This is a genomic window from Leifsonia sp. McL0627 (genome assembly GCF_058244615.1).
In genome coordinates, this window is record NZ_JBZCGM010000002.1 from 1,416,344 (window position 1) to 1,433,494 (window position 17,151).

Sequence of the window (17,151 nt, forward strand, 5' to 3'; positions counted from 1 at the left end):
GCCTCCGGCCTCCCTCATCGTCGTTGTGGCGGCGATCGCGCTGTTCATGCTCGTGCCGATCGGATTCGTCTGCTGGGTCGGCATCGACGTCGGATGGGAGGCGCTTGCGCCGCTCGTGTTCCGGCCGAAGGTCGGCGAACTGCTCGTCAACACCATCCTGCTCGTGGTCATCGCGGTGCCCATCTGTGTCGTCCTCGGAATCGCCGGCGCGTGGCTGGTGGAGCGGACGACGCTCCCGGGCCGCCGGATCTGGGCCGTCGTCCTGGCCGCACCGCTTGCGATCCCCGCGTTCGTCAGCAGCTACGGATGGGTGAGCGCAGTCCCGACGCTCGGCGGCCTCGGCGGAGGCGTGCTCATCGCGGTGCTCGCGTACTACCCGTTCGTCTATCTGCCGGTCCTCGCCTCGCTCCGGGGGCTGGATCCTGCGCTGGAGGAGACGGCCAGGTCGCTGGGATACCGCCCGGCCTCGACGTTCCTGCGCGTGGTGCTGCCACAACTTCGGCTGGCGATCCTGGGAGGTGCGCTGATCGTCGCGCTCCACCTGCTGGCAGAATACGGCGCGTTCGCATCGATTCAGTTCGACACCTTCACGACGGCGATCGTCGCCCAGTATCAGTCGACGTTCGCCGGCCCAGCGGCCAACGCACTGGGCATCGTCCTCGCCCTCCTCTGCGTCGCCCTCCTGGTGGGGGAGTCGTCGGCGCGCGGGCGAGGGCGGTATGCCCGCGTGGGAGCCGGAGCGCCGCGCCCAGCGACTCGTGAACGGCTCGGATACTGGCTCATTCCCGCACTGCTGTTCCTCGCCGGGATCGCGGCTCTGTCGATCGTCGTCCCCGGGTTGAGCATCGTCCACTGGCTGACGTATCCGGCGGCCTGGCAGCAGTCCGACCTCCTCGGAACCCTCCTCCAGACCATCGGGCTGTCCGTAGCCGGCGCAATCGTCGCCACAGTGGTCGCGCTGCCTGTCGCGTGGCTCAGTGTCCGCTTCTCCGGCCGCACGGCGCGCTTTCTGGAGGGTTCCATGTTCGTGGCGTCAAGCCTGCCGACGATCATCGTCGCGCTGGCCCTCGTCACCGTCACCCTGCGCGCCGTTCCAGCTCTCTATCAGACGCCGGCGACGGTGATCGCAGCGTATGTGATCGTCTTCCTTCCCCGTGCGCTCGTCGCGCTCCGGGCGGGCCTGGCCCAGATCCCGACCGAGCTGGAGGACGCTGCGCGATCGCTGGGACACAATTCATTCGGCGTCCATGCGCGGGTCACGTTCCCCTTGCTGGCCCCCGCCATCGGTGCGGCCGTCGCCCTGGTCGGCCTGGGTTGCGCGAACGAGCTCACTGCCACACTCCTGCTGGCTCCGAACGGGACCCGGACGCTGGCCACTCAATTCTGGTCCGCGAGTTCGGCGGTCGCGTACCCGGCCGCGGCACCGTACGCGATCCTGTTGATCGCGCTGGCGATCCCGTCCGTCGCGTTGCTGTTCGTCAACGCCACAAGGAGATCACGCTGACATGAACGAGCTCGCCATCAGAAACGTCGAGAAGTCGCTCGGTCGGCAGAAGGTCCTCCACGACATCGATCTCGCCCTTGCCACGGGATCGCGCAGCGCGATCGTCGGCCCGTCCGGCAGCGGTAAGAGCACCCTCCTCCGGCTCATCGCGGGATTCGAGCGGGTCGACCGCGGCGAGATCCGCATCGACGGACAGATCCTGTCCTCCGTCGAGCGTCATCTGCCTGCCCATCGGCGCCGCATCGGCTACGTCCCGCAGGACGGCGCCCTGTTCCCCCACCTGACCGCAGCTCAGAACATCGGATTCGGGGTCAGGGGCCGGGCCGACAAACTAACGCGCGTGCGCGAGGCGGCGGAACTGAGCGGGTTGGAGACCGAACTGCTCGATCGGTACCCCCACCAGCTGTCCGGCGGGCAGCAACAGCGCGTCGCGCTCGCCCGGGCGTTGGCCCCGCGGCCGCGCCTGATGCTGTTGGACGAACCTTTCAGCGCTCTGGACACCGGACTTCGGGCAAGCACACGGCAAGCAGTCATCGACACCCTCCAGGCCGCCGGGATGACGACCGTGCTCGTCACGCACGATCAGGATGAGGCCCTGACCTTCGGCGACCATATCGCGGTCCTCGAGGGGGAACGGTGCAGCAGGACGGCCCACCCGACGTCGTCTTCGAGCAGCCGCGAACACTTGAGATCGCCCGCTTCCTCGGCGAAGTGATCCTTCTGAACGGTCGTGTCGACGGAGGCCGGTTCGCGACAGCGCTCGGGGACCTCGCCATCACGTCGGATCGTCGCACCGAGCACGCAGGCGCCGTCCTGCTGATCCGCCCGAGCCAGGTCACCCTCCACGCGGCCGACGGCGCAGCGAACGCGCGAGTCTTCAGCGCCACTCCCGAAGGGCAGTACGCGCGGGTCGAGGTGGAGCTCTCCGATCAGACCAGGCTCGGCGTCCTCGTGCCCACGCACCAGTTGAGCTCGTTCGCCGTCGGCGCGGAGGTGCGGGCAACCGTCGACGGTCCAGGAACCCTCTTCGACGAACCGGCCGAGAGCGCGGACCGCTGACGGCTGCCCGCTCTAGCGGCGTGACGGTGCGCGAGAACGCGACGCCACCAGGGCCGCGTAGACGATCACCGTCGCTGCCGTCGCGTAGAGCAGGCTGGCGATCACGTCGGTCAGGTAGTGCACTCCGACGTATATCCGTGCGAATGCGGTGAGCACAGGCACCACACTCGCGACCACGATCAGCGGAAGACGCCACCTCCCTGAACCGAGCACGATCACGAGGGCCAGGCAGAACGCCACCGCGAAGCTGGTGTGTCCGCTCGGATAGCTGAATCCTGTTGCGGTCAGCAGATGGTTCGGAAGTGCTCCGGAGTCCGGACGCGGCCGGTGGACGATCGCTTTGATCAGGGAATTGCCCAGCCACGGCACCAGCGTCAACGCAACGACCATCACGGAAGCCCACACCTCGCGGCGCACAACCCAGACCGCCACGGCCGCCAGGATGACAAGAGCAACCGACACCGCCGGCGAGAACAGCCAACTCATGCCCAGTGCAATGAACTCGAGCACAGGCGAGCGCACGCTTTCCAGGGCCTGGAGAACCGAGAGGTCCCACGCCGTTATCGACGCCGAGCCCCGAATCGCGATGCCCGCGAACGGAACGGCAATGATCACAGCGACAGCGATGACGATGGCCGCCTGCAAAGGACCGCTCAGTCTCGGTGTCCTGAGGGCGGTGTCGTTTGCCACGGGAGTTCCCACGACGCCACTCTGCCGCGACGTCTCCAAGGATTCACCAAAGATTGGGTTGCCGGTTCCGTCAGCGGAGGCGCGCGGCGGCCGCGGCGGCAGCGCCGAGAACTCCGGCACGCGCTCCATTCGCGGCAATGAGGAGCGGTGGTGCGCCTGTGCGGCGCATCCGCCGGCCGAATTCGGTGCGCAGGGCGGATGCGACCGGGGTGCGTGCCGTGCCCAGGCCGCCGCCGATGACGACTGCGGCGGGGTCGAGGACGCTGACCAACGCTGCGCACGCACGGCCGAGTTCCGTCCCGGCTGAGACGAGTACGTCCAGCGCGACAGCGTCGCCGTTCGCGGCCGACGCCACGAGCTCCCTGGTCGCGCGTTCGACGCCCGTTGCCGCCGCGTACCTCGCCGCGATACCTGCACCGGACGCGTACTCCTCCAGCGACCCGGCGAAGCTGCCGTCCCGCACGTCCCACTCGCCGAGCGCGATGGCTTCGCCGCGCGCGCCGGGCCAGCACACGCCGTCGGCGACGAACGCCGACGAGAGCCCGGTGCCGAGGGAAACGAAGACGAACGAATCGAAACCAGCGCCAGCACCGAATGCGGCCTCGCCCAGGGCGCCGAGCCGGACATCGGACTCGATCACGACGGGCAGGTGCGTGTGCTCGCGTCGGGCCAGCTCGCTCCGCAACAGGCTGCCGGGCTGGTGCGCCCACGAGAGCACCTCGCTCGACGTCAAAAGTCCTTCGGAGACGTACTCGGGGAATCCCGCGCCGACCGCTTGCAGGTCGTGGGCGCCCCAGCGCGCGACGGCTTCACCGGTGAGGGAGACGACATGCTCGATGTCGTCGAGTCCCTGTCTCGTCGGATGCTCCTCCAGGTCGAGGATGTCGCCGTCTTCCGAGACGACGGCGATCATCGTCTTGGTGCCGCCGACGTCCACGCCGACGACGTTCACTGGTCGCTCTCGGAGGTCGCGCGCCGGAACAGGGTGGCCTGGAATCGGTACATCTCGTTTCGGTATGTCGCCTGGCCGAGGAGGATGGCGGTTCCTCCCGCGTCGTATGCGATCTCCTCACCGACGAGGACGGGATCGCCGTCGTCGATGCCGAGCAGAGCGGCGAGATCGGGGTCGGCCGCCGCGGCGCGGACGGCGTAGTCGCTGCGGACGATCCTGACCCCGGCGGCGTCTTCGAGCGTGTCGTAGAGCGAAGCGTCCTCCAGCGAGGCGCCGACCAGGCCTTCGGCGCGGGAGAGGGGAATCACGGAGACGTCGAAGCAGGCGCGTCGTCCGTCGAGGCTGCGCAGGCGGCGTGTTTCGAGGACTGGGGCGTCCGCGACGATGGCGAGGGAAGCGGCCTCCTCGGACGTGCTCGGCCGCACCTCGGACAGGACGACGTGGGATGTCGGGATCATCCCGCGTCTGCGTGCCATCTCGGTGAAGCTGGTCAGCTCCACTCGCTCCGCCATCTGCTGACCGCGCACGAACCAGCCGCGCCAGGGGGAGCTCTCCAGGATGCCGTCCGCTGCGAGCGAGGCGAGAGCGTCGCGCAGCACGGATCGGCTGACGCCGACGAGCTCCGCGAGGTCCCGCTCGCCTGGCAGTTTCTGGTTCGGTGCGAAGACGCCCTCGGTGATCAGGGCTTCGATGCCGTCCCGCGCTCTGGTCGCCGCGCGCCCCAGCTGCTGGGTCTCTGTGTCGCTCACGTTCGCTCCCTCGTGCCTCAGCCGGCGATGGACGCGACCGGCGCAGCGGCAGCGTCAGCGTACAGCCGCACGCCCGGCATGGTGCGGAACACGGTGGCCGGCCAGGATGGGTCGTAGCCGTCTCCGTCGAGCAGACGACGGACCGCCTCCCGCTTGTCGGCGCCGACCGCGATCATCACGGCGTGCTTGGACTGCGTCGCGATCGTGGCGATGCCGACCGTGACGCCGTGGGTGGGGACCTCGTCCAGCCCGGCGAAGTCGGGGAACGTGGCCAGGTTGTCGCGCCTGGTCTGCTCGGCCAGCTCGACGATCCGGGTGATGGAGTCCACCGCGCTGCCGGGCGGGTTGAAGGCGACATGGCCGTCGCCTGCGCCGCTGGCGAGGATGAAAAGGTCGACGCCGCCGGCCGCCGTCAGGCGCCGATCGTATGCGGCGGGGTCGGCGGGGTCGGGAAGCCAGACGTTCGCATCCGGGACGCGGTGCCCGGTTGGAACACCCGCGTTGAAGACGGCCTGGATCTGCTCGCGCGCGAAGCGGCGGCAGGAGTTGTGCGCGGTCTCCGGCACGTGCATCCACCCGGTGTCGCCGCGCACGACGTAGTCGTCCATCATCGCGATGGTGAGGCTGCGCAGATCGGTTCCCCTTCTGGCGAACTCGTCGCCGAGCGCGAGGTAGGTGGACATCGGGGTGCGGCCGCCCGGGCAGCCGAGCACGAATCCGTCCCCGGCGGCGACGGCTCGCTCGATGCGGTCCGCGATCTCCGCAGCCAGCGTGCTGCCGAGTTCTGCTGCGTCGGCGAAGACGGCGAGTTTGTCGTTGATGATGGTCATTCCTTTACTGCTCCCGAGACGATGCCGGAGATGAAACGTCGCTGCAGGATCGCGTAGACGACGATGATCGGAACCGCGACGATGACGGCAGCCGCCGCGGTGACGGAGGGGTCGAAGTTGCGGGTGTTGCCCGCGAAGAACGACAGCGCGAGCGGAGCCGTCTGCACCGCCGGGTTCTGCGAGACGAGCACGAGCGGCATGAGGAACTCGTTCCAGGTGAAGAGGAACAGCAGCGTCGCCAGCGTGCCGACCGCCGGCCACGAGATCGGCAGGTACACCCGCCAGAGGGTCGCCCGCTTGCTCGCGCCGTCGATTTTGGCCGCTTCGAGCAGCGAGCCGGGGACGTTGGCGTACGCGGTGCGCATCCAGAAGATGCCGAGGGAGACCGAGGTCGCGATCTGCGGCAGGATGAGCGCCCAGTACGTGTTCAGCAGGTGCAGCGAGTCGAGCAGGTAGTAGAGCGGCACGATCAGGCCCTCGTACGGCATCACGAGGCCGATGAGGAGGAACCCGGCAAGCACTGCTTTGCCCCAGAACTTCATCGTGGCGAACGCGTAGCCGGCCAGCACCGACAACAGCACGGAGCCGAGCACGACGCCGAGCGCGACGACCGCCGACGAGAAGAGCGCCTGGCCGAAACCGCCCTGCGTCCAGGCCGTGACGAAGTTGTCCATCGTCACCGAGCTCGGGATGGTGAACCCTGTCGCGCGGTCCGACTTGGGCGTGACCGCGAGCAGCAGGATCGACAGGAACGGGTAGAGGGCGACGATCGCGCCGATCACCAGGACCGCGTGACCGAGGATCTGTTCGGAACGTGGCTGTCTCATGGCGCCTTCCTCCGTCGCACGACGTCCGGACGATCCCGGATGAGCCACATGACGATGCCGAGCACGCACAGGATGAAGATGGTCATCAGCACGGCGATGGCCGAGGCCCTGCCCACCTGGTGCACCGTGAACGCCTCTTGGTAGATGTAGTACGAGGGCACCGTCGTCGAGGTCCCAGGGCCGCCCGACGTGGTGTTCCAGACGATGTCGAAGTTGCGCAGCGCCGCGGTGATCATCAGCACGAGCGCGACCCGCATCTCGCCGCGGAGGCTCGGCAGCGTGACGGTGAAGAACTCGCGAACGAACCCGGCGCCGTCCAGCCTGACCGCCTCGAACAGTTCCAGCGGGATGTTCTGCAGCCCGCTCACGAACAGGACGAAAGCGAGGCCGAACATGATCCAGGTGCCGATGAAGCCGACCGACGGAAGCGCCGTGCCGAAGTCGCCGAGCCAGGCGCGGGTGATCCCGTCGAGCCCGATCGCCCGCAGCAGTGAGTTCAGCGGGCCGTCCTGTGCGTAGATCCAGCGCCAGGCGATCGCGACGACCACCGTGGAGAGGATGTACGGCACGAACAACGCGGCACGGAAGAAGGCCAGCCCGCGCACCTTGATGCGCGAGATGATCGCCACGAAGAACAGCGCGAGCGCGATCGGGAGCACGGCGTAGAACACGATGAACACGAGCGAGTGGCCGACAGCTGTCCAGATCGCTGGGTCGGTGATCACACTGACGAGGTTGCCGGCGCCCGCCCACGTCGACGGCGTGATGCCGTCCCAGTCGAACAGCGAGATCCAGGCGGACTCGACCACTGGGCGCACCAGGAAGATCACATAGAAGATGAGCGCCGGAAGGATGTAGAGATAGGCGGACCAGTCGTACCGGGTCCGGAGCCCCTTCCTCCGGACCCTCGGCACGGCCGCGGCATCGCGCCGGGTTTCGGTGAGAGCGGTCATGGCTTGGCCTGGAACTCCGTCCAGTTCTTCTGGACCGCGCTGAGCATGTCGGCCGAGCTGAGCTTGCCGGCCATCACCTCCTGCAGGTCGGAGGTGAACAGGTCGAACATCGTCGGGGTGGACCAGTCGTAGTAGTAGAGCGCTCCGTTGTTCGACAGTTGCGTCTTGGAGGCGTCGATCAGGCTGGTGAACATCGGGTCGGAGACGTTGACGCCCTTCAGCTGGATCGGCACGCGGTTGACGTCGGCGAGGTAGTGACCGCTGTCCGGACCGTTGATGAGGCCGACAAAGGCGATGGCCGCGAGGGTCTTCTTGGACTTGCTGCTGATGTGCCACGGCAGACCGAACGACCCGTTGGATGCGGCGGTGTTGCCTGCGCCGGACGGTGCGGGAGCGAACCCGAAGGTGGCGCCGTCCGAGATGGTGCCCGCCTGCCAGTTGCCGCCGAGGTAGAAGACGCCGGCCCCCTTGGCGAACGCGGCTGCCGCGTCGTCCGGGCTGGTGCCGTCGTAACCGGCCGAGATGGTGCCGTCCTTTGCCCAGGACGCCCAGAGATCCAGGGCCTGCTTGTTGGTGTCGGCGTCGAAGTCGGCGCCCTTCTTGCCGGTGATCCAGCCGACGGTGTCCGCGGCCGGGGTCATCGCGCCCTGGACGACCGAGAAGGCCTGCATGGCAGAGCCCTTGTCGGAGTTGCCCAGCGTGATCGGCGTCTCACCCGCCGCCTTGGCCTTCGCCAGGGCGGTCTTCAGCTCATCGAGCGTCTTCGGGACGGCGAGGCCGAGCTTGTCGAGCTTCGTCTTGTTGTAGAAGAGGCCGACCATCTGGTTGTCCGGCGACATGCCGTAGTAGCTGCCGGTGCCGAAGGTCTTGCCGTCGGACGACCACTTGAGCTGGCTCGCCGCTGCCCCCGCAGCGTCCGCGTATCCGTATGCTTTCACGACATCGTCCAGCGGCCGGATGAGGTGGGCCTTCACGAGCGAGCCGTCGGTGGCCCAGCCCTGGTTGCCCTGGGTCACATCCGGTGCGCTGTCGGAGTTCATCGCGTTGAGGACCGTGGCGGTCAGGTCGTTGAAGCTCTTGAACTGCACCTTCACGGTGACATTCGGGAAGGCCTTCTCGTAGGCGGGGACGATCGACTTCATCAGGTCTTGCTCGCCCTGGTCCGCCCAGACGTTGAGGGTGGTGTCGCCGAGCGCCTTCACCTGGGCGGCGGTGACAGGGGCGGTGATCTGATCGGCGACGGTCGTGCTCTGCTGGCTGGAGCCGCCCGGCGCGGAGCAGCCGGCGAGGGCGAGCAGGCCGGTGGCGACGACGGCGACGGATGCGAGCATCCTGGATCGGCGGCGGGCCGCCGTGGGTGGGTTCGTGCGCGATGAAGACGACATCATTGGTTCCTCTCGTTCGGGTGGGGGTGTTCGGGTGTGGTGCTGGTTCTGGGGCGGGTGGTGGTCTTACCTGGCCACGCGGGCGCGCAGCCAGTCGGCGTTGGCGGCCTGGGAGGCGACGACGCCGGGGAAGTCGCCGTCGCGGAGCGGTGCGCGGTCGTGCTCGACGACGTACCAGCCGTCGTAGCCGCTGGTCGTCGCGGCCGCCAGGAAGGCGTCGAGGTCGATGTCGCCTGCGCCCAGCGGGGTGCAGAGCTGGGCCCACCAGGCGTCGAAGTCGGTGCGCCCGCTCTGCACGGCCTGTTCGAGCACGGCGAGGCGGACGTCCTTCACGTGGATGTGGTTGACGCGTTCCCGCCAGGCGCCGAAGTCGGCCACGGCGTCGCCGCCGGCCAGCACGATGTGGGCGACGTCGAAGGTGAGGCCGACGCCGGTGTCGTCGAGTAGCCGCTCGATCTCGGATGGCTGCTCGACGTACGTCGAAATGTGCGGGTGGAACGAGGTGCGCAGGCCGCGACTCTCCGCCTCGACGCGCGCCGCCTCGACGACGGCGACGAGCCGCGCCCAGGCTTCCCGGTCGAGGGCGTACTCCGCCGCGTGGCGCGGGTGGGCGAGCAGGGTGTCGCTGCCCTCGTCCGCCAGGATCACGAGCCCGGAGCCGCCGAGCGCCTCCAGCTCGTCGAAGGTCTGGCGCATCCTGGTCAGGTCGCGGGAGAGTTCGTGCTCCGGACCCTGGGTGTGCAGCGGGACGTAGGCGCCGACCGGCTCCAGGCCGGAGGTGGCGAAGGCGGAGACCGTGTCGTCGATCGTCCCGAAGAAGCCGGGAGGGCCGAGCTCGCTGCCCGCGTATCCGCCCCGCGCCATCGTGCGGAGGAGGGCGGCAGGAGTGGTCGCCTCATCCACCGTGATGGTACCGAACACGCCGTAGGAGACCGGCGCGTTGGCGATCCGGGCGGTCATCGCGCGGTCTCGATCGCGAGCTCGACGCCCTGGGAACGGCCGATCGCCCGCGCGAGGCGCTGGACCTGCTCGATGTCGGCGCGCGCGCCCTCGAGGGTCGAGACGACCGGTGCGCCGTCGGCGACGGATGCGGCGAACGCGTCGAGCTGACGGAGGAAGCCGGTCTCATAGGTGTCGAAGAAGCGCGTGTCGGTGCGCTGGAGTCCGGTGTTGCGCTGAACTTCGAGGTAGCTCCTGGCCTCGAGCAGGTACGGCTTGGCGAGGGTGAACGTCAGGCGTCCGGTAGAGGCGAGCACGGCCAGCTCCTCGTCGTACTCCGGGTATTCGGGCAGCCAGTTCCAGCTCAGCACATAGCGGGATCCGCCGACCTCTGCCTGCGCGAGCAGGCAGGCGGGCGCGTCGCCGCCGAGGGCGGGGAAGACCGAGGCGGTCCAGTCGGCCGGCAGGTCGAGACCGAGGGCGCGCAGCAGGCTGAACTCGTGGATGACCGAGCCATTGAGCACACCGGCGTAGTAGGCGAGGAGGTCGTCGCTCGCGTCGCCGATGGCTTCGCGGGCGCGCGCCGTCTCGTACGCCTCGGCCTCGGCGATGGCCGCGGGGGAGGCGTCACGGGGCGGAGGGGACATGCGCAAGTGGGCGATCTGCGGCCAATCGGCGGGGTGCGCGACGGTCACCCGCACGAGACGCACATCGTCGAGCGCGTCCAGTTCGGCCTTGGCCGTGGCGGTGAGCGGGTCGTACATCTTCATGTACCCGACCTGCACCACGCGGTCGTGTTCGGCGGCGACGGCGATCAGCTCGTCGATCTCGCGCACGGTGAGGGCGACGGGCTTCTCGACCAGGACGTGCTTGCCGGCGCGGATGGCCTGGGCGGCGAGGAACGCGTGCGATCCGGGGGTCGCGATCAGGACGGCGTCGACATCGTCGGCTGCGAACACCTCTGCCGGGTCGGACGATGTGCGGCTGCCGTTCGCCTGAGCGACCTCGGCCGCGCGGGTGGGGGAGAGGTCGCAGACCCAGGCGAGGGTCATGCCCGCCCTCCGGATGCTCGGGATGTGCACCGACTGCGAGATGGTTCCTGCTCCGATGACCGCGATCCGCAGGCCGGGAGTGTTTTCGGGCATGGCCGTGTCGTCCTTCCGTTGACTGTCGAGCCGACGATCGGGACTGCGTCGTTGCTCCAGATCAGAATGTCATGACAAAACCAGATAGTCCAGTTTTGATTTGTGAGACAAATGTCAAAGAAGGCTTGGCGCACGGTGGCGGCGGTGAGGTGAACATCCACCGCGAGGACAACGCGTAGGTCGACTCACCTGCCTTTTGGAGGAAGTCGGCCGGCGGCCGTTGCCGAGGGACGGGACCAGCGCATCGCGAAGGACGTCGGCGCGATCTGTTGCTCGGGTGCGACCCATTTGCGGTAGGCGGCGGGGGAACGGCCGACGATCTCGGAGAACGTGCGACTGAACGTGCGACCGCCGCTGCCGTTATCGCCGGCGCTCTCGCCCTCACCGGCTGCTCCGCTGGCGGGACAGCCGCCGGCGGCGGGTCCAGCACCGGCGCCACAACCGCCGCAGCCCCACAGGTCGCTGGGTTGAACACGCCGGTGAAGGTCGGATCGTTCGAGTACACCGCAACAGGGTCCAAGGACGCCGGCGCCACCGTCGGCGCGTCCCCTTTGACGCAGACCGCACAGGGCACGTTCCTCGAGGTGGACCTGACGATCAAGAACGTCGGCAACAGCGCCGCCACGTTCCTGTCGAACTACGTGAAAGTCGTCGACAGCTCCGGGAAGACCTTCGACGCTGACCCGACCGCGACCTTGTACGCCAGCCCGAACCAGTCCGCATGGGTCGCAGCGATCAACCCCGGCAACGCCATCACCGGCCCCATCCTCTTCGACGTCCCCGCGGGCACGAAAGCGGTCAGCGTTCAGGTGTCGGACAACGCGTTCACCAAGGGTGAGACCATCAACCTCGGCTGAACGATACCGGCAGGACGGCGGACGGCACCCGAACCGTCCGCCGTCTTGGCGGTCCCTCCTGCTGCTGGCCGCTGCCCGCAATCACGGTGTCACCAGAAGATGGACAGTGCTACATACTTCGGTTCCTCGGACCCGGCGGCACACCGTCCCAGCAGGTGGAGTCACGGTCGGCGAAGGTCGCCTTGATGAGGATGCAGTCACCCATCACCGGGACATCGCTAGTACAGCGCGGCGCGGAGCGATGCGGCCGCTGTGAGCAGTTCGCGCGTGTACTCCTCCTTCGGTTCCCGAACTATCTGATCGGCCGGCCCCTCCTCGACCACCCGTCCGCCGTTCAGCACCACGATCCGATCGGCCAGTGAGCGCACCACGGCGAGATCGTGGCTGATGAAGAGGTAGGACACCCCCGTCCTCTCCCGCAGGTCGGACAGCAGCTCGACGATGCGCGCCTGGACGGACACGTCAAGGGCGGAGGTCACCTCGTCGCAGACCACGAGCGGCACCGGGCCGGCGAAGGCGCGCGCGATCGCGACGCGCTGCTTCTGGCCGCCGGAGAGCTCGCGCGGCAGCTTGTCGAGGGCGTCGGGTGGCAGGCCGACGGTGTCGGCGAGGTGGTGCGCATCCTGGTCGCCGCCGAGCAGCCGGATCGAGCGGGTCAGCACCTGGCGTACGGTGCGGCGCGGGTTGAGGGACGCATCCGGGTTCTGGAACACCATCTGCACCGGGATGCGCGCGGCATCGTGGAGCACGCGGTCGCCGTCGAACGAGGTCAGCCCGGCGACGATCCGGCCGATGGTGGACTTGCCGCTGCCGGACTCGCCGACGAGGCCGACGATCTCGCCGGCGCCGATGGTGAGCGACACACCATCGAGGGCGTGTTTGCGGCCGAAGTGCTTGTGCACGTCGCGCAACTCGAGCAGCGGCGTCTCCGGCCCCGACCGGATGCTCGGCGCTGGGTCGAGGGAGGGGAGCGCGTCGACGAGTGCGCGGGAGTAAGAGTGCTGCGGCCGGGTCAGCACCCGTCTGGCTTCTGCACGCTCGACCACCTGGCCGTTCCGGAGCACGGCCACCGTGTCGCAGTGCGAGGCGACGAGGGGCAGGTTGTGGCTGATCAGCAGCGTCGCGAACCTCTTCTGCTGGCGGAGCCGTTCGATGAGGTCGAGGATCCCGGCTTCGACCCTGCTGTCGAGGCCGGTGGTCGGTTCGTCGAGGATGAGCAGCCGCGGATCGGTGGCGAGTGCCATCGCGATGACGACGCGCTGCTGCTGTCCGCCGGAGAGCTCGTGAGGGTACCGGGCGACGATCGATGCTGGATCGGGCAGGTCGACGTCGGCCGCAGCCGCGATCGCCGCGGTGCGCGCCTCTGTGCGGCCTGCGCCGGCGATCCGGAACACCTCCGCGAGCTGGGCGCCGACGGTGGAGGTCGGGTTCAGGGCGAGCCCGGGCTCCTGGTAGACCACACCGACCGTCCCCGCGCGGTAGCGGCGCAGTTGTTCGGGGTTCAGGGAGAGCACATCCTGGCCGGCGACCTCGAGCCTGCGCGCGGCGAGTGTCGCGGTGGCGGGGAGGTAGCGGGTGAGGGCGAGCGCGATGGTGCTCTTGCCGGAGCCGGATTCGCCGACCAGGCCGTAGGACTCCCCGGCGTGGATGACCAGGTCCACGTCGGAGACGACACGGCGGGGAACACCCCCGATGGCGTAGCCGACGTCGAGGCCTTCGACCGCCACGATGCGTTCGCTCATCGGTCGAGCACCTCCTTGAGGTTGTCCGCGATCAAGTGCACGGACACCACCAGCGACGCGATGGCTGCGGCGGGGAACAGCACGGTCCAGGACGCGCTCTGCAGATAGGCGCGGTTGTCGCTGATCGCGAGGCCCCAGTCCGGAGACGGCGGCGCGGACGCGAGGCCGAGGAACGACAGCGACGACGAGAGGAAGATCGCGGCGGCCAGGCTGAGGGTCGCCTGGATCAGAATGGTCGGGAACACGTTCGGCAGCAGCTCCCTGAACAGGATGCGCGCTGTCGACTCGCGCTGCAGTTTCGCGGTCGTGACGTACTGTTTGCCCATCTCGGAGAGCACGGACGCGCGGATGATCCTGGCGATACCCGGGGAGAAGATCAGCCCGACGGTCACGATGAGGGTCGGGACGCTCGCCCCGAAAGCGCCGACGATGACGAGCAGGAAGATGAGGGTCGGCAGGGCGAGGAACACGTCGAAGACGCGCATGAACGCGGCGTCCACCCAGCCGCGGGAGTATCCGGCGATCAGGCCCATCGTGCTGCCCAGGACGGTAGCGAGGATGGTGCCGGCCGGGCCGATGGCGAGGGCGGGTTCCGCTCCCGCGAGCACCCTCGCGAAGACGTCCCTGCCGATGCTGTCGGTGCCGAACCAGTGCGCGCCGGAGGGGGCGGCGAGCTGCTGGCCGGTGTCGGCGAAGGGTTGCAGGCCGAACCATCGCCAGCCGACCGCGGCGACCACCCAGAACAGTACGACGATCACGCTCACGACGAAGGTCGGGCGCCGCAGCAGCCGGGGGATCGCTCGCCGTCGCCTCGCGGGCGCGACGGGAGCGTTCAGCGGCAGGGCGGTGGGGCCGGCCGCGGCAACGCGGAGGTCGTCGATCGCCATGTCAGTCCTTCCTGTCGAAGCGGATGCGTGGATCGACCACCGAGAACAGCACGTCGGTGATGAGCAGTGCGAGCAGCGAGATGACACCGGTGACCATGACCCCCGCCTCCAGGAGCACGATGTCCTTCTTCTGCGTGGCCGTGACGAGCAGTGCGCCGAGCCCCGGGTAACCGAACAGCGATTCCACGATGGCGCTGCCGCCGAGCAGGGAGCCGAGGTAGATGCCGAGGAGCGAGATGGTCGGGATGAGCGCGTTACGGGCGACGTGCGAGCGCACCACCTGCGCGGGGCGGAGGCCTTTCAGCACCGCGGTGCGGTGGTACTGCGACGCGAGCGTTTCCAGGGTGCCGGTGCGAACCATCCTGACCAGCACCGCGAGGTAAGCGAGGGCGAGGGTGACCGCGGGCAGGATCATCGCGCGGAGATGCAGGAGCGGGTCGGGGGAGAGCGCGTCGGCGGCCGAGCTGACAGGCACCCAGCCCAGCCAGACGGCGAACACGATGAGGAACACGATGCCGATCACGAACTCCGGCACGGCGGACAACGACATCAGCAGCACGGTGATCGCGCGATCGGTCCGCTTGCCCTCCCGATACGCCTGCAGGGCGCCGACGGCGATGGAAACCGGCACCATGATGGCGAACGCGACCAGTCCGAGCAGGAGCGAGTTGCCGAGACGCTCGAGGATCAGCTGCGACGCGGGCTCGGAGTAGACGATGCTGGTGCCCCAGTCGCCGGTGACGAAGTCGCCGAGCCAGTGCAGGTAGCGCTCGACGAGAGTGCCGTCGAGGCCGTGCTGGGCGTTCCAGGCGGCCACCTGGGCGGCGGTCGCGTACGGTCCGAGCGCGTTCCGGCCCGGGTCGCCAGGGACGACCTGCACCAGCCAGAACACCAGTACGGAGACGACCAGCAGCACGAGCGGGATCTGCACGAGACGTCGGCCGATTACCCCGAGGAGAGCGGTGTGCCGGGGGGCGAGCCTGGACAGCCCCCGACTCCGCGCCGGATCGCGGTCGCTGAGGCGGGGGCTGCTCGTTGTCATGGGATCGTCTCTTTCGCCGGGATCAGCCGGCGATCGAGATCCCCTTGAACGAGTACCCGGTGTAGAAGTCCAGCGCACCGGGGAACGTGCCGTGCACGCGCTTGTTCTGGAGCACATTCGCCTTCACGAAGGTCGGCACGATCACCGGGACGTCCGTCCACTCGATCTCGGCGATCTGGTCGGCGAGCTTCTGCCGCTCTGGCTCACCGGTCGCCTTGTCGTACTCGGCGGAGAGGGCTTCGAGCTTCGGGTTGGAGTAGTGCGACGCGTTCCAGGCCGCTCCCGTCGCATAGACCTGGCCGATGTACTGCGAGGGCGCGCGCTTGGCCCAGTTCGTGACAGTGAGCGGTGCGTTCAGCCACGGTGAGTCCGCTCCGTCGGCGTAATACTGCTCGCTGGTGAGCACCTTGAGGCCGACCTTGAAGCCAGGAACCGCGTTCAGCTGCTGCTGCAACACCTGGCCGTAGAGCTTGTTGTCGGTGGTGATGTCGAACGACACGGTCTTGCCGCCGAGCAACTCGGCGACCTTCGCCGAGTCCTTCTGCCGCTGGTCGAGGCCGGCCGGCTTCACGGGGTAGTCCGGGAAGTACAGGTTGTCGTCCGCGACGTCGGCGTTGCCGCCGTACACCGTCTTGACCAGTGCCTTACGGTCGATCGCCCAGGCGACGGCTTGGCGCACCTTGACGACGGTGAACGGCGCGGCGGTGGTGTTGAGGAAGATGCCGTCGAACTTGTTGTACCCGGAGTTGACCGACGTGTATTCGGACGCCTTCACCGCCGCTGATACCTCGCTGGTCTGGTCGATGCGGTCGATCTCCCCGGCCTGGAAGGCGAGCAGCTGAGCCTGGGTGTCCGCGTAGATCTTGAGTTCGACGCCGGAGACGTGGATGTCTTTCGCGTCCCAGTACTTCGGGTTCTTCGAGTACGTCGCGCCCTGGCTCGGTGTGTACTTGTCGAGTACGAACTGTCCGGCGCCGATCGGATGCTTCAGCCAGTCGCCCGGCGTGTATCCGGCGGGCAGGATGGCGGTGTTCGCGCCGGTCAGCAGCCTGGGGAAATCCGAGAACGGACGCGCAAGGGTGAACACGACCGACGTCCCGTCCGCTCCGGCCGTGACGGAAGAGAGGATGCCGTCGAACGAGCTCTTGCCCGGCGACGGGCTGTCCTTTGCCGTGATCGCCTCGAAGGTCGAGACGACGTCCTTCGCCGTGACGGGGGCGCCGTCGTTGAATTCGGCACCCTGCCGCAGGTCGACGGTCCACGACAGCTGGTCAGAGGCCGACTTCCACGAGGTGGCCAGGCGAGGGATGAGCGCGCCCTTCGAGTCGAGGCTGATCAGCCCCTCCTGGGTGAGACCGGAGATCAGCATGGCGTCGTAGTCGGCCGCTGTCCGCGGGTCGACCTCTCCGCCGGGGTCGCCGATCGGGATGCGGTAGACACCACTCGCTCCGTTTGTCGAGGATGCGGAGGGGGCGGTTGCCGCGCATCCGCTGAGGAGGAGTGCCGTGGCGGCGATCGCCGCAGAGAGGGCGGCGATGCGACGGCCGGTGGCCGTGCGGGGAGTGTTCATGGTCGGGTCTCCTGGTGGCG

At 68.4% G+C, this 17,151-nt stretch carries 17 protein-coding genes; 4 read left to right on the forward strand and 13 right to left on the reverse strand.

The window, feature by feature from the left end; genetic code table 11:
* Window positions 1-25 precede the first annotated feature (25 nt).
* From AC37TH_RS07420 to AC37TH_RS07430, 3 genes are read left to right on the forward strand one after another with little or no spacing between them, the layout of a single operon-like run.
* Window positions 26-1,504, forward strand: a complete 1,479-nt coding sequence (locus tag AC37TH_RS07420; RefSeq protein ID WP_490763693.1) for an ABC transporter permease — start codon at window positions 26-28, stop codon at window positions 1,502-1,504.
* A gap of 1 nt (window position 1,505) precedes the next feature.
* Window positions 1,506-2,219, forward strand: coding sequence for an ABC transporter ATP-binding protein (locus AC37TH_RS07425; protein WP_490763694.1), 714 nt, complete (start codon window positions 1,506-1,508; stop codon window positions 2,217-2,219).
* Entirely contained in the window at window positions 2,216-2,563 is a 348-nt protein-coding gene (locus AC37TH_RS07430; protein WP_490763695.1) for a TOBE domain-containing protein, read from the forward strand. The genes AC37TH_RS07425 and AC37TH_RS07430 overlap by 4 nt, the downstream gene beginning before the upstream one ends.
* A 12-nt stretch (window positions 2,564-2,575) precedes the next feature.
* Here AC37TH_RS07430 and AC37TH_RS07435 read toward each other — a convergent pair whose 3' ends face one another.
* The 9 genes from AC37TH_RS07435 to AC37TH_RS07475 all read right to left on the reverse strand — a co-directional run bounded on the left by AC37TH_RS07435 (window position 2,576) and on the right by AC37TH_RS07475 (window position 11,033).
* Complete coding sequence (locus AC37TH_RS07435) at window positions 2,576-3,373, reverse strand: phosphatase PAP2 family protein (protein ID WP_490763696.1); 798 nt, start codon at window positions 3,371-3,373, stop codon at window positions 2,576-2,578.
* Window positions 3,324-4,205: an ROK family protein gene (locus AC37TH_RS07440; protein WP_490763697.1), complete on the reverse strand. Its 882-nt coding sequence runs from the start codon at window positions 4,203-4,205 to the stop codon at window positions 3,324-3,326. The genes AC37TH_RS07435 and AC37TH_RS07440 overlap by 50 nt, the downstream gene beginning before the upstream one ends.
* Window positions 4,202-4,954, reverse strand: coding sequence for a GntR family transcriptional regulator (locus AC37TH_RS07445; RefSeq protein ID WP_490763698.1), 753 nt, complete (start codon window positions 4,952-4,954; stop codon window positions 4,202-4,204). Before AC37TH_RS07445 ends, AC37TH_RS07440 begins: the two co-directional genes overlap by 4 nt.
* A 17-nt stretch (window positions 4,955-4,971) precedes the next feature.
* Window positions 4,972-5,784 carry a 6-phosphogluconolactonase gene (locus AC37TH_RS07450; RefSeq protein ID WP_490763699.1) on the reverse strand — a complete coding sequence of 271 codons (813 nt, stop codon included), beginning with the start codon at window positions 5,782-5,784 and terminating at the stop codon, window positions 4,972-4,974.
* Window positions 5,781-6,611 (reverse strand): carbohydrate ABC transporter permease, encoded by an 831-nt coding sequence (locus AC37TH_RS07455; RefSeq protein ID WP_490763700.1) that lies wholly within the window; start codon window positions 6,609-6,611, stop codon window positions 5,781-5,783. Before AC37TH_RS07455 ends, AC37TH_RS07450 begins: the two co-directional genes overlap by 4 nt.
* Complete coding sequence (locus tag AC37TH_RS07460; RefSeq protein ID WP_490763701.1) at window positions 6,608-7,564, reverse strand: carbohydrate ABC transporter permease; 957 nt, start codon at window positions 7,562-7,564, stop codon at window positions 6,608-6,610. Before AC37TH_RS07460 ends, AC37TH_RS07455 begins: the two co-directional genes overlap by 4 nt.
* The gene (locus AC37TH_RS07465) at window positions 7,561-8,949 is read right to left on the reverse strand and encodes an ABC transporter substrate-binding protein (RefSeq protein WP_490763702.1); all 1,389 of its coding nucleotides are present in this window, start codon (window positions 8,947-8,949) and stop codon (window positions 7,561-7,563) included. Before AC37TH_RS07465 ends, AC37TH_RS07460 begins: the two co-directional genes overlap by 4 nt.
* Before the next feature lie 66 nt (window positions 8,950-9,015).
* Window positions 9,016-9,909: a sugar phosphate isomerase/epimerase family protein gene (locus AC37TH_RS07470; RefSeq protein WP_490763703.1), complete on the reverse strand. Its 894-nt coding sequence runs from the start codon at window positions 9,907-9,909 to the stop codon at window positions 9,016-9,018.
* A complete protein-coding gene (locus AC37TH_RS07475) occupies window positions 9,906-11,033 on the reverse strand; it encodes a Gfo/Idh/MocA family oxidoreductase (protein WP_490763704.1) in 1,128 nt (375 codons plus the stop codon). Before AC37TH_RS07475 ends, AC37TH_RS07470 begins: the two co-directional genes overlap by 4 nt.
* Before the next feature lie 467 nt (window positions 11,034-11,500).
* Between AC37TH_RS07475 and AC37TH_RS07480 the strand changes: the two genes are divergently transcribed.
* Window positions 11,501-11,890 (forward strand): DUF4352 domain-containing protein, encoded by a 390-nt coding sequence (locus AC37TH_RS07480; protein ID WP_490763705.1) that lies wholly within the window; start codon window positions 11,501-11,503, stop codon window positions 11,888-11,890.
* Window positions 11,891-12,108: 218 nt separating this feature from the next.
* On the opposite strand, the gene AC37TH_RS07485 is transcribed toward AC37TH_RS07480, so the two are convergent.
* Genes AC37TH_RS07485 through AC37TH_RS07500 form a run of 4 tightly spaced genes read right to left on the reverse strand, consistent with a single transcriptional unit; the run spans window position 12,109 to window position 17,131 of the window.
* Window positions 12,109-13,632 carry an ATP-binding cassette domain-containing protein gene (locus tag AC37TH_RS07485; RefSeq protein ID WP_490763706.1) on the reverse strand — a complete coding sequence of 508 codons (1,524 nt, stop codon included), beginning with the start codon at window positions 13,630-13,632 and terminating at the stop codon, window positions 12,109-12,111.
* Window positions 13,629-14,519, reverse strand: coding sequence for an ABC transporter permease (locus AC37TH_RS07490; protein WP_490763707.1), 891 nt, complete (start codon window positions 14,517-14,519; stop codon window positions 13,629-13,631). The genes AC37TH_RS07485 and AC37TH_RS07490 overlap by 4 nt, the downstream gene beginning before the upstream one ends.
* A 1-nt stretch (window position 14,520) precedes the next feature.
* Window positions 14,521-15,561 (reverse strand): ABC transporter permease, encoded by a 1,041-nt coding sequence (locus tag AC37TH_RS07495; RefSeq protein WP_490763708.1) that lies wholly within the window; start codon window positions 15,559-15,561, stop codon window positions 14,521-14,523.
* Window positions 15,562-15,583: 22 nt separating this feature from the next.
* Window positions 15,584-17,131, reverse strand: coding sequence for an ABC transporter substrate-binding protein (locus AC37TH_RS07500; RefSeq protein WP_490763709.1), 1,548 nt, complete (start codon window positions 17,129-17,131; stop codon window positions 15,584-15,586).
* Window positions 17,132-17,151 lie beyond the last annotated feature (20 nt).

Bases quoted from the DNA above. Each gene is read 5' to 3' on its own strand.
- AC37TH_RS07425 (WP_490763694.1), top strand. From the start codon at position 1,506: ATGAACGAGCTCGCCATCAGAAACGTCGAGAAGTCGCTCGGTCGGCAG.
- AC37TH_RS07450 (WP_490763699.1), bottom strand. From the start codon at position 5,784: ATGACCATCATCAACGACAAACTCGCCGTCTTCGCCGACGCAGCAGAA.
- AC37TH_RS07455 (WP_490763700.1), bottom strand. From the start codon at position 6,611: ATGAGACAGCCACGTTCCGAACAGATCCTCGGTCACGCGGTCCTGGTG.
- AC37TH_RS07460 (WP_490763701.1), bottom strand. From the start codon at position 7,564: ATGACCGCTCTCACCGAAACCCGGCGCGATGCCGCGGCCGTGCCGAGG.
- AC37TH_RS07465 (WP_490763702.1), bottom strand. From the start codon at position 8,949: ATGTCGTCTTCATCGCGCACGAACCCACCCACGGCGGCCCGCCGCCGA.
- AC37TH_RS07470 (WP_490763703.1), bottom strand. From the start codon at position 9,909: ATGACCGCCCGGATCGCCAACGCGCCGGTCTCCTACGGCGTGTTCGGT.
- AC37TH_RS07475 (WP_490763704.1), bottom strand. From the start codon at position 11,033: ATGCCCGAAAACACTCCCGGCCTGCGGATCGCGGTCATCGGAGCAGGA.
- AC37TH_RS07485 (WP_490763706.1), bottom strand. From the start codon at position 13,632: ATGAGCGAACGCATCGTGGCGGTCGAAGGCCTCGACGTCGGCTACGCC.
- AC37TH_RS07490 (WP_490763707.1), bottom strand. From the start codon at position 14,519: ATGGCGATCGACGACCTCCGCGTTGCCGCGGCCGGCCCCACCGCCCTG.
- AC37TH_RS07495 (WP_490763708.1), bottom strand. From the start codon at position 15,561: ATGACAACGAGCAGCCCCCGCCTCAGCGACCGCGATCCGGCGCGGAGT.
- AC37TH_RS07500 (WP_490763709.1), bottom strand. From the start codon at position 17,131: ATGAACACTCCCCGCACGGCCACCGGCCGTCGCATCGCCGCCCTCTCT.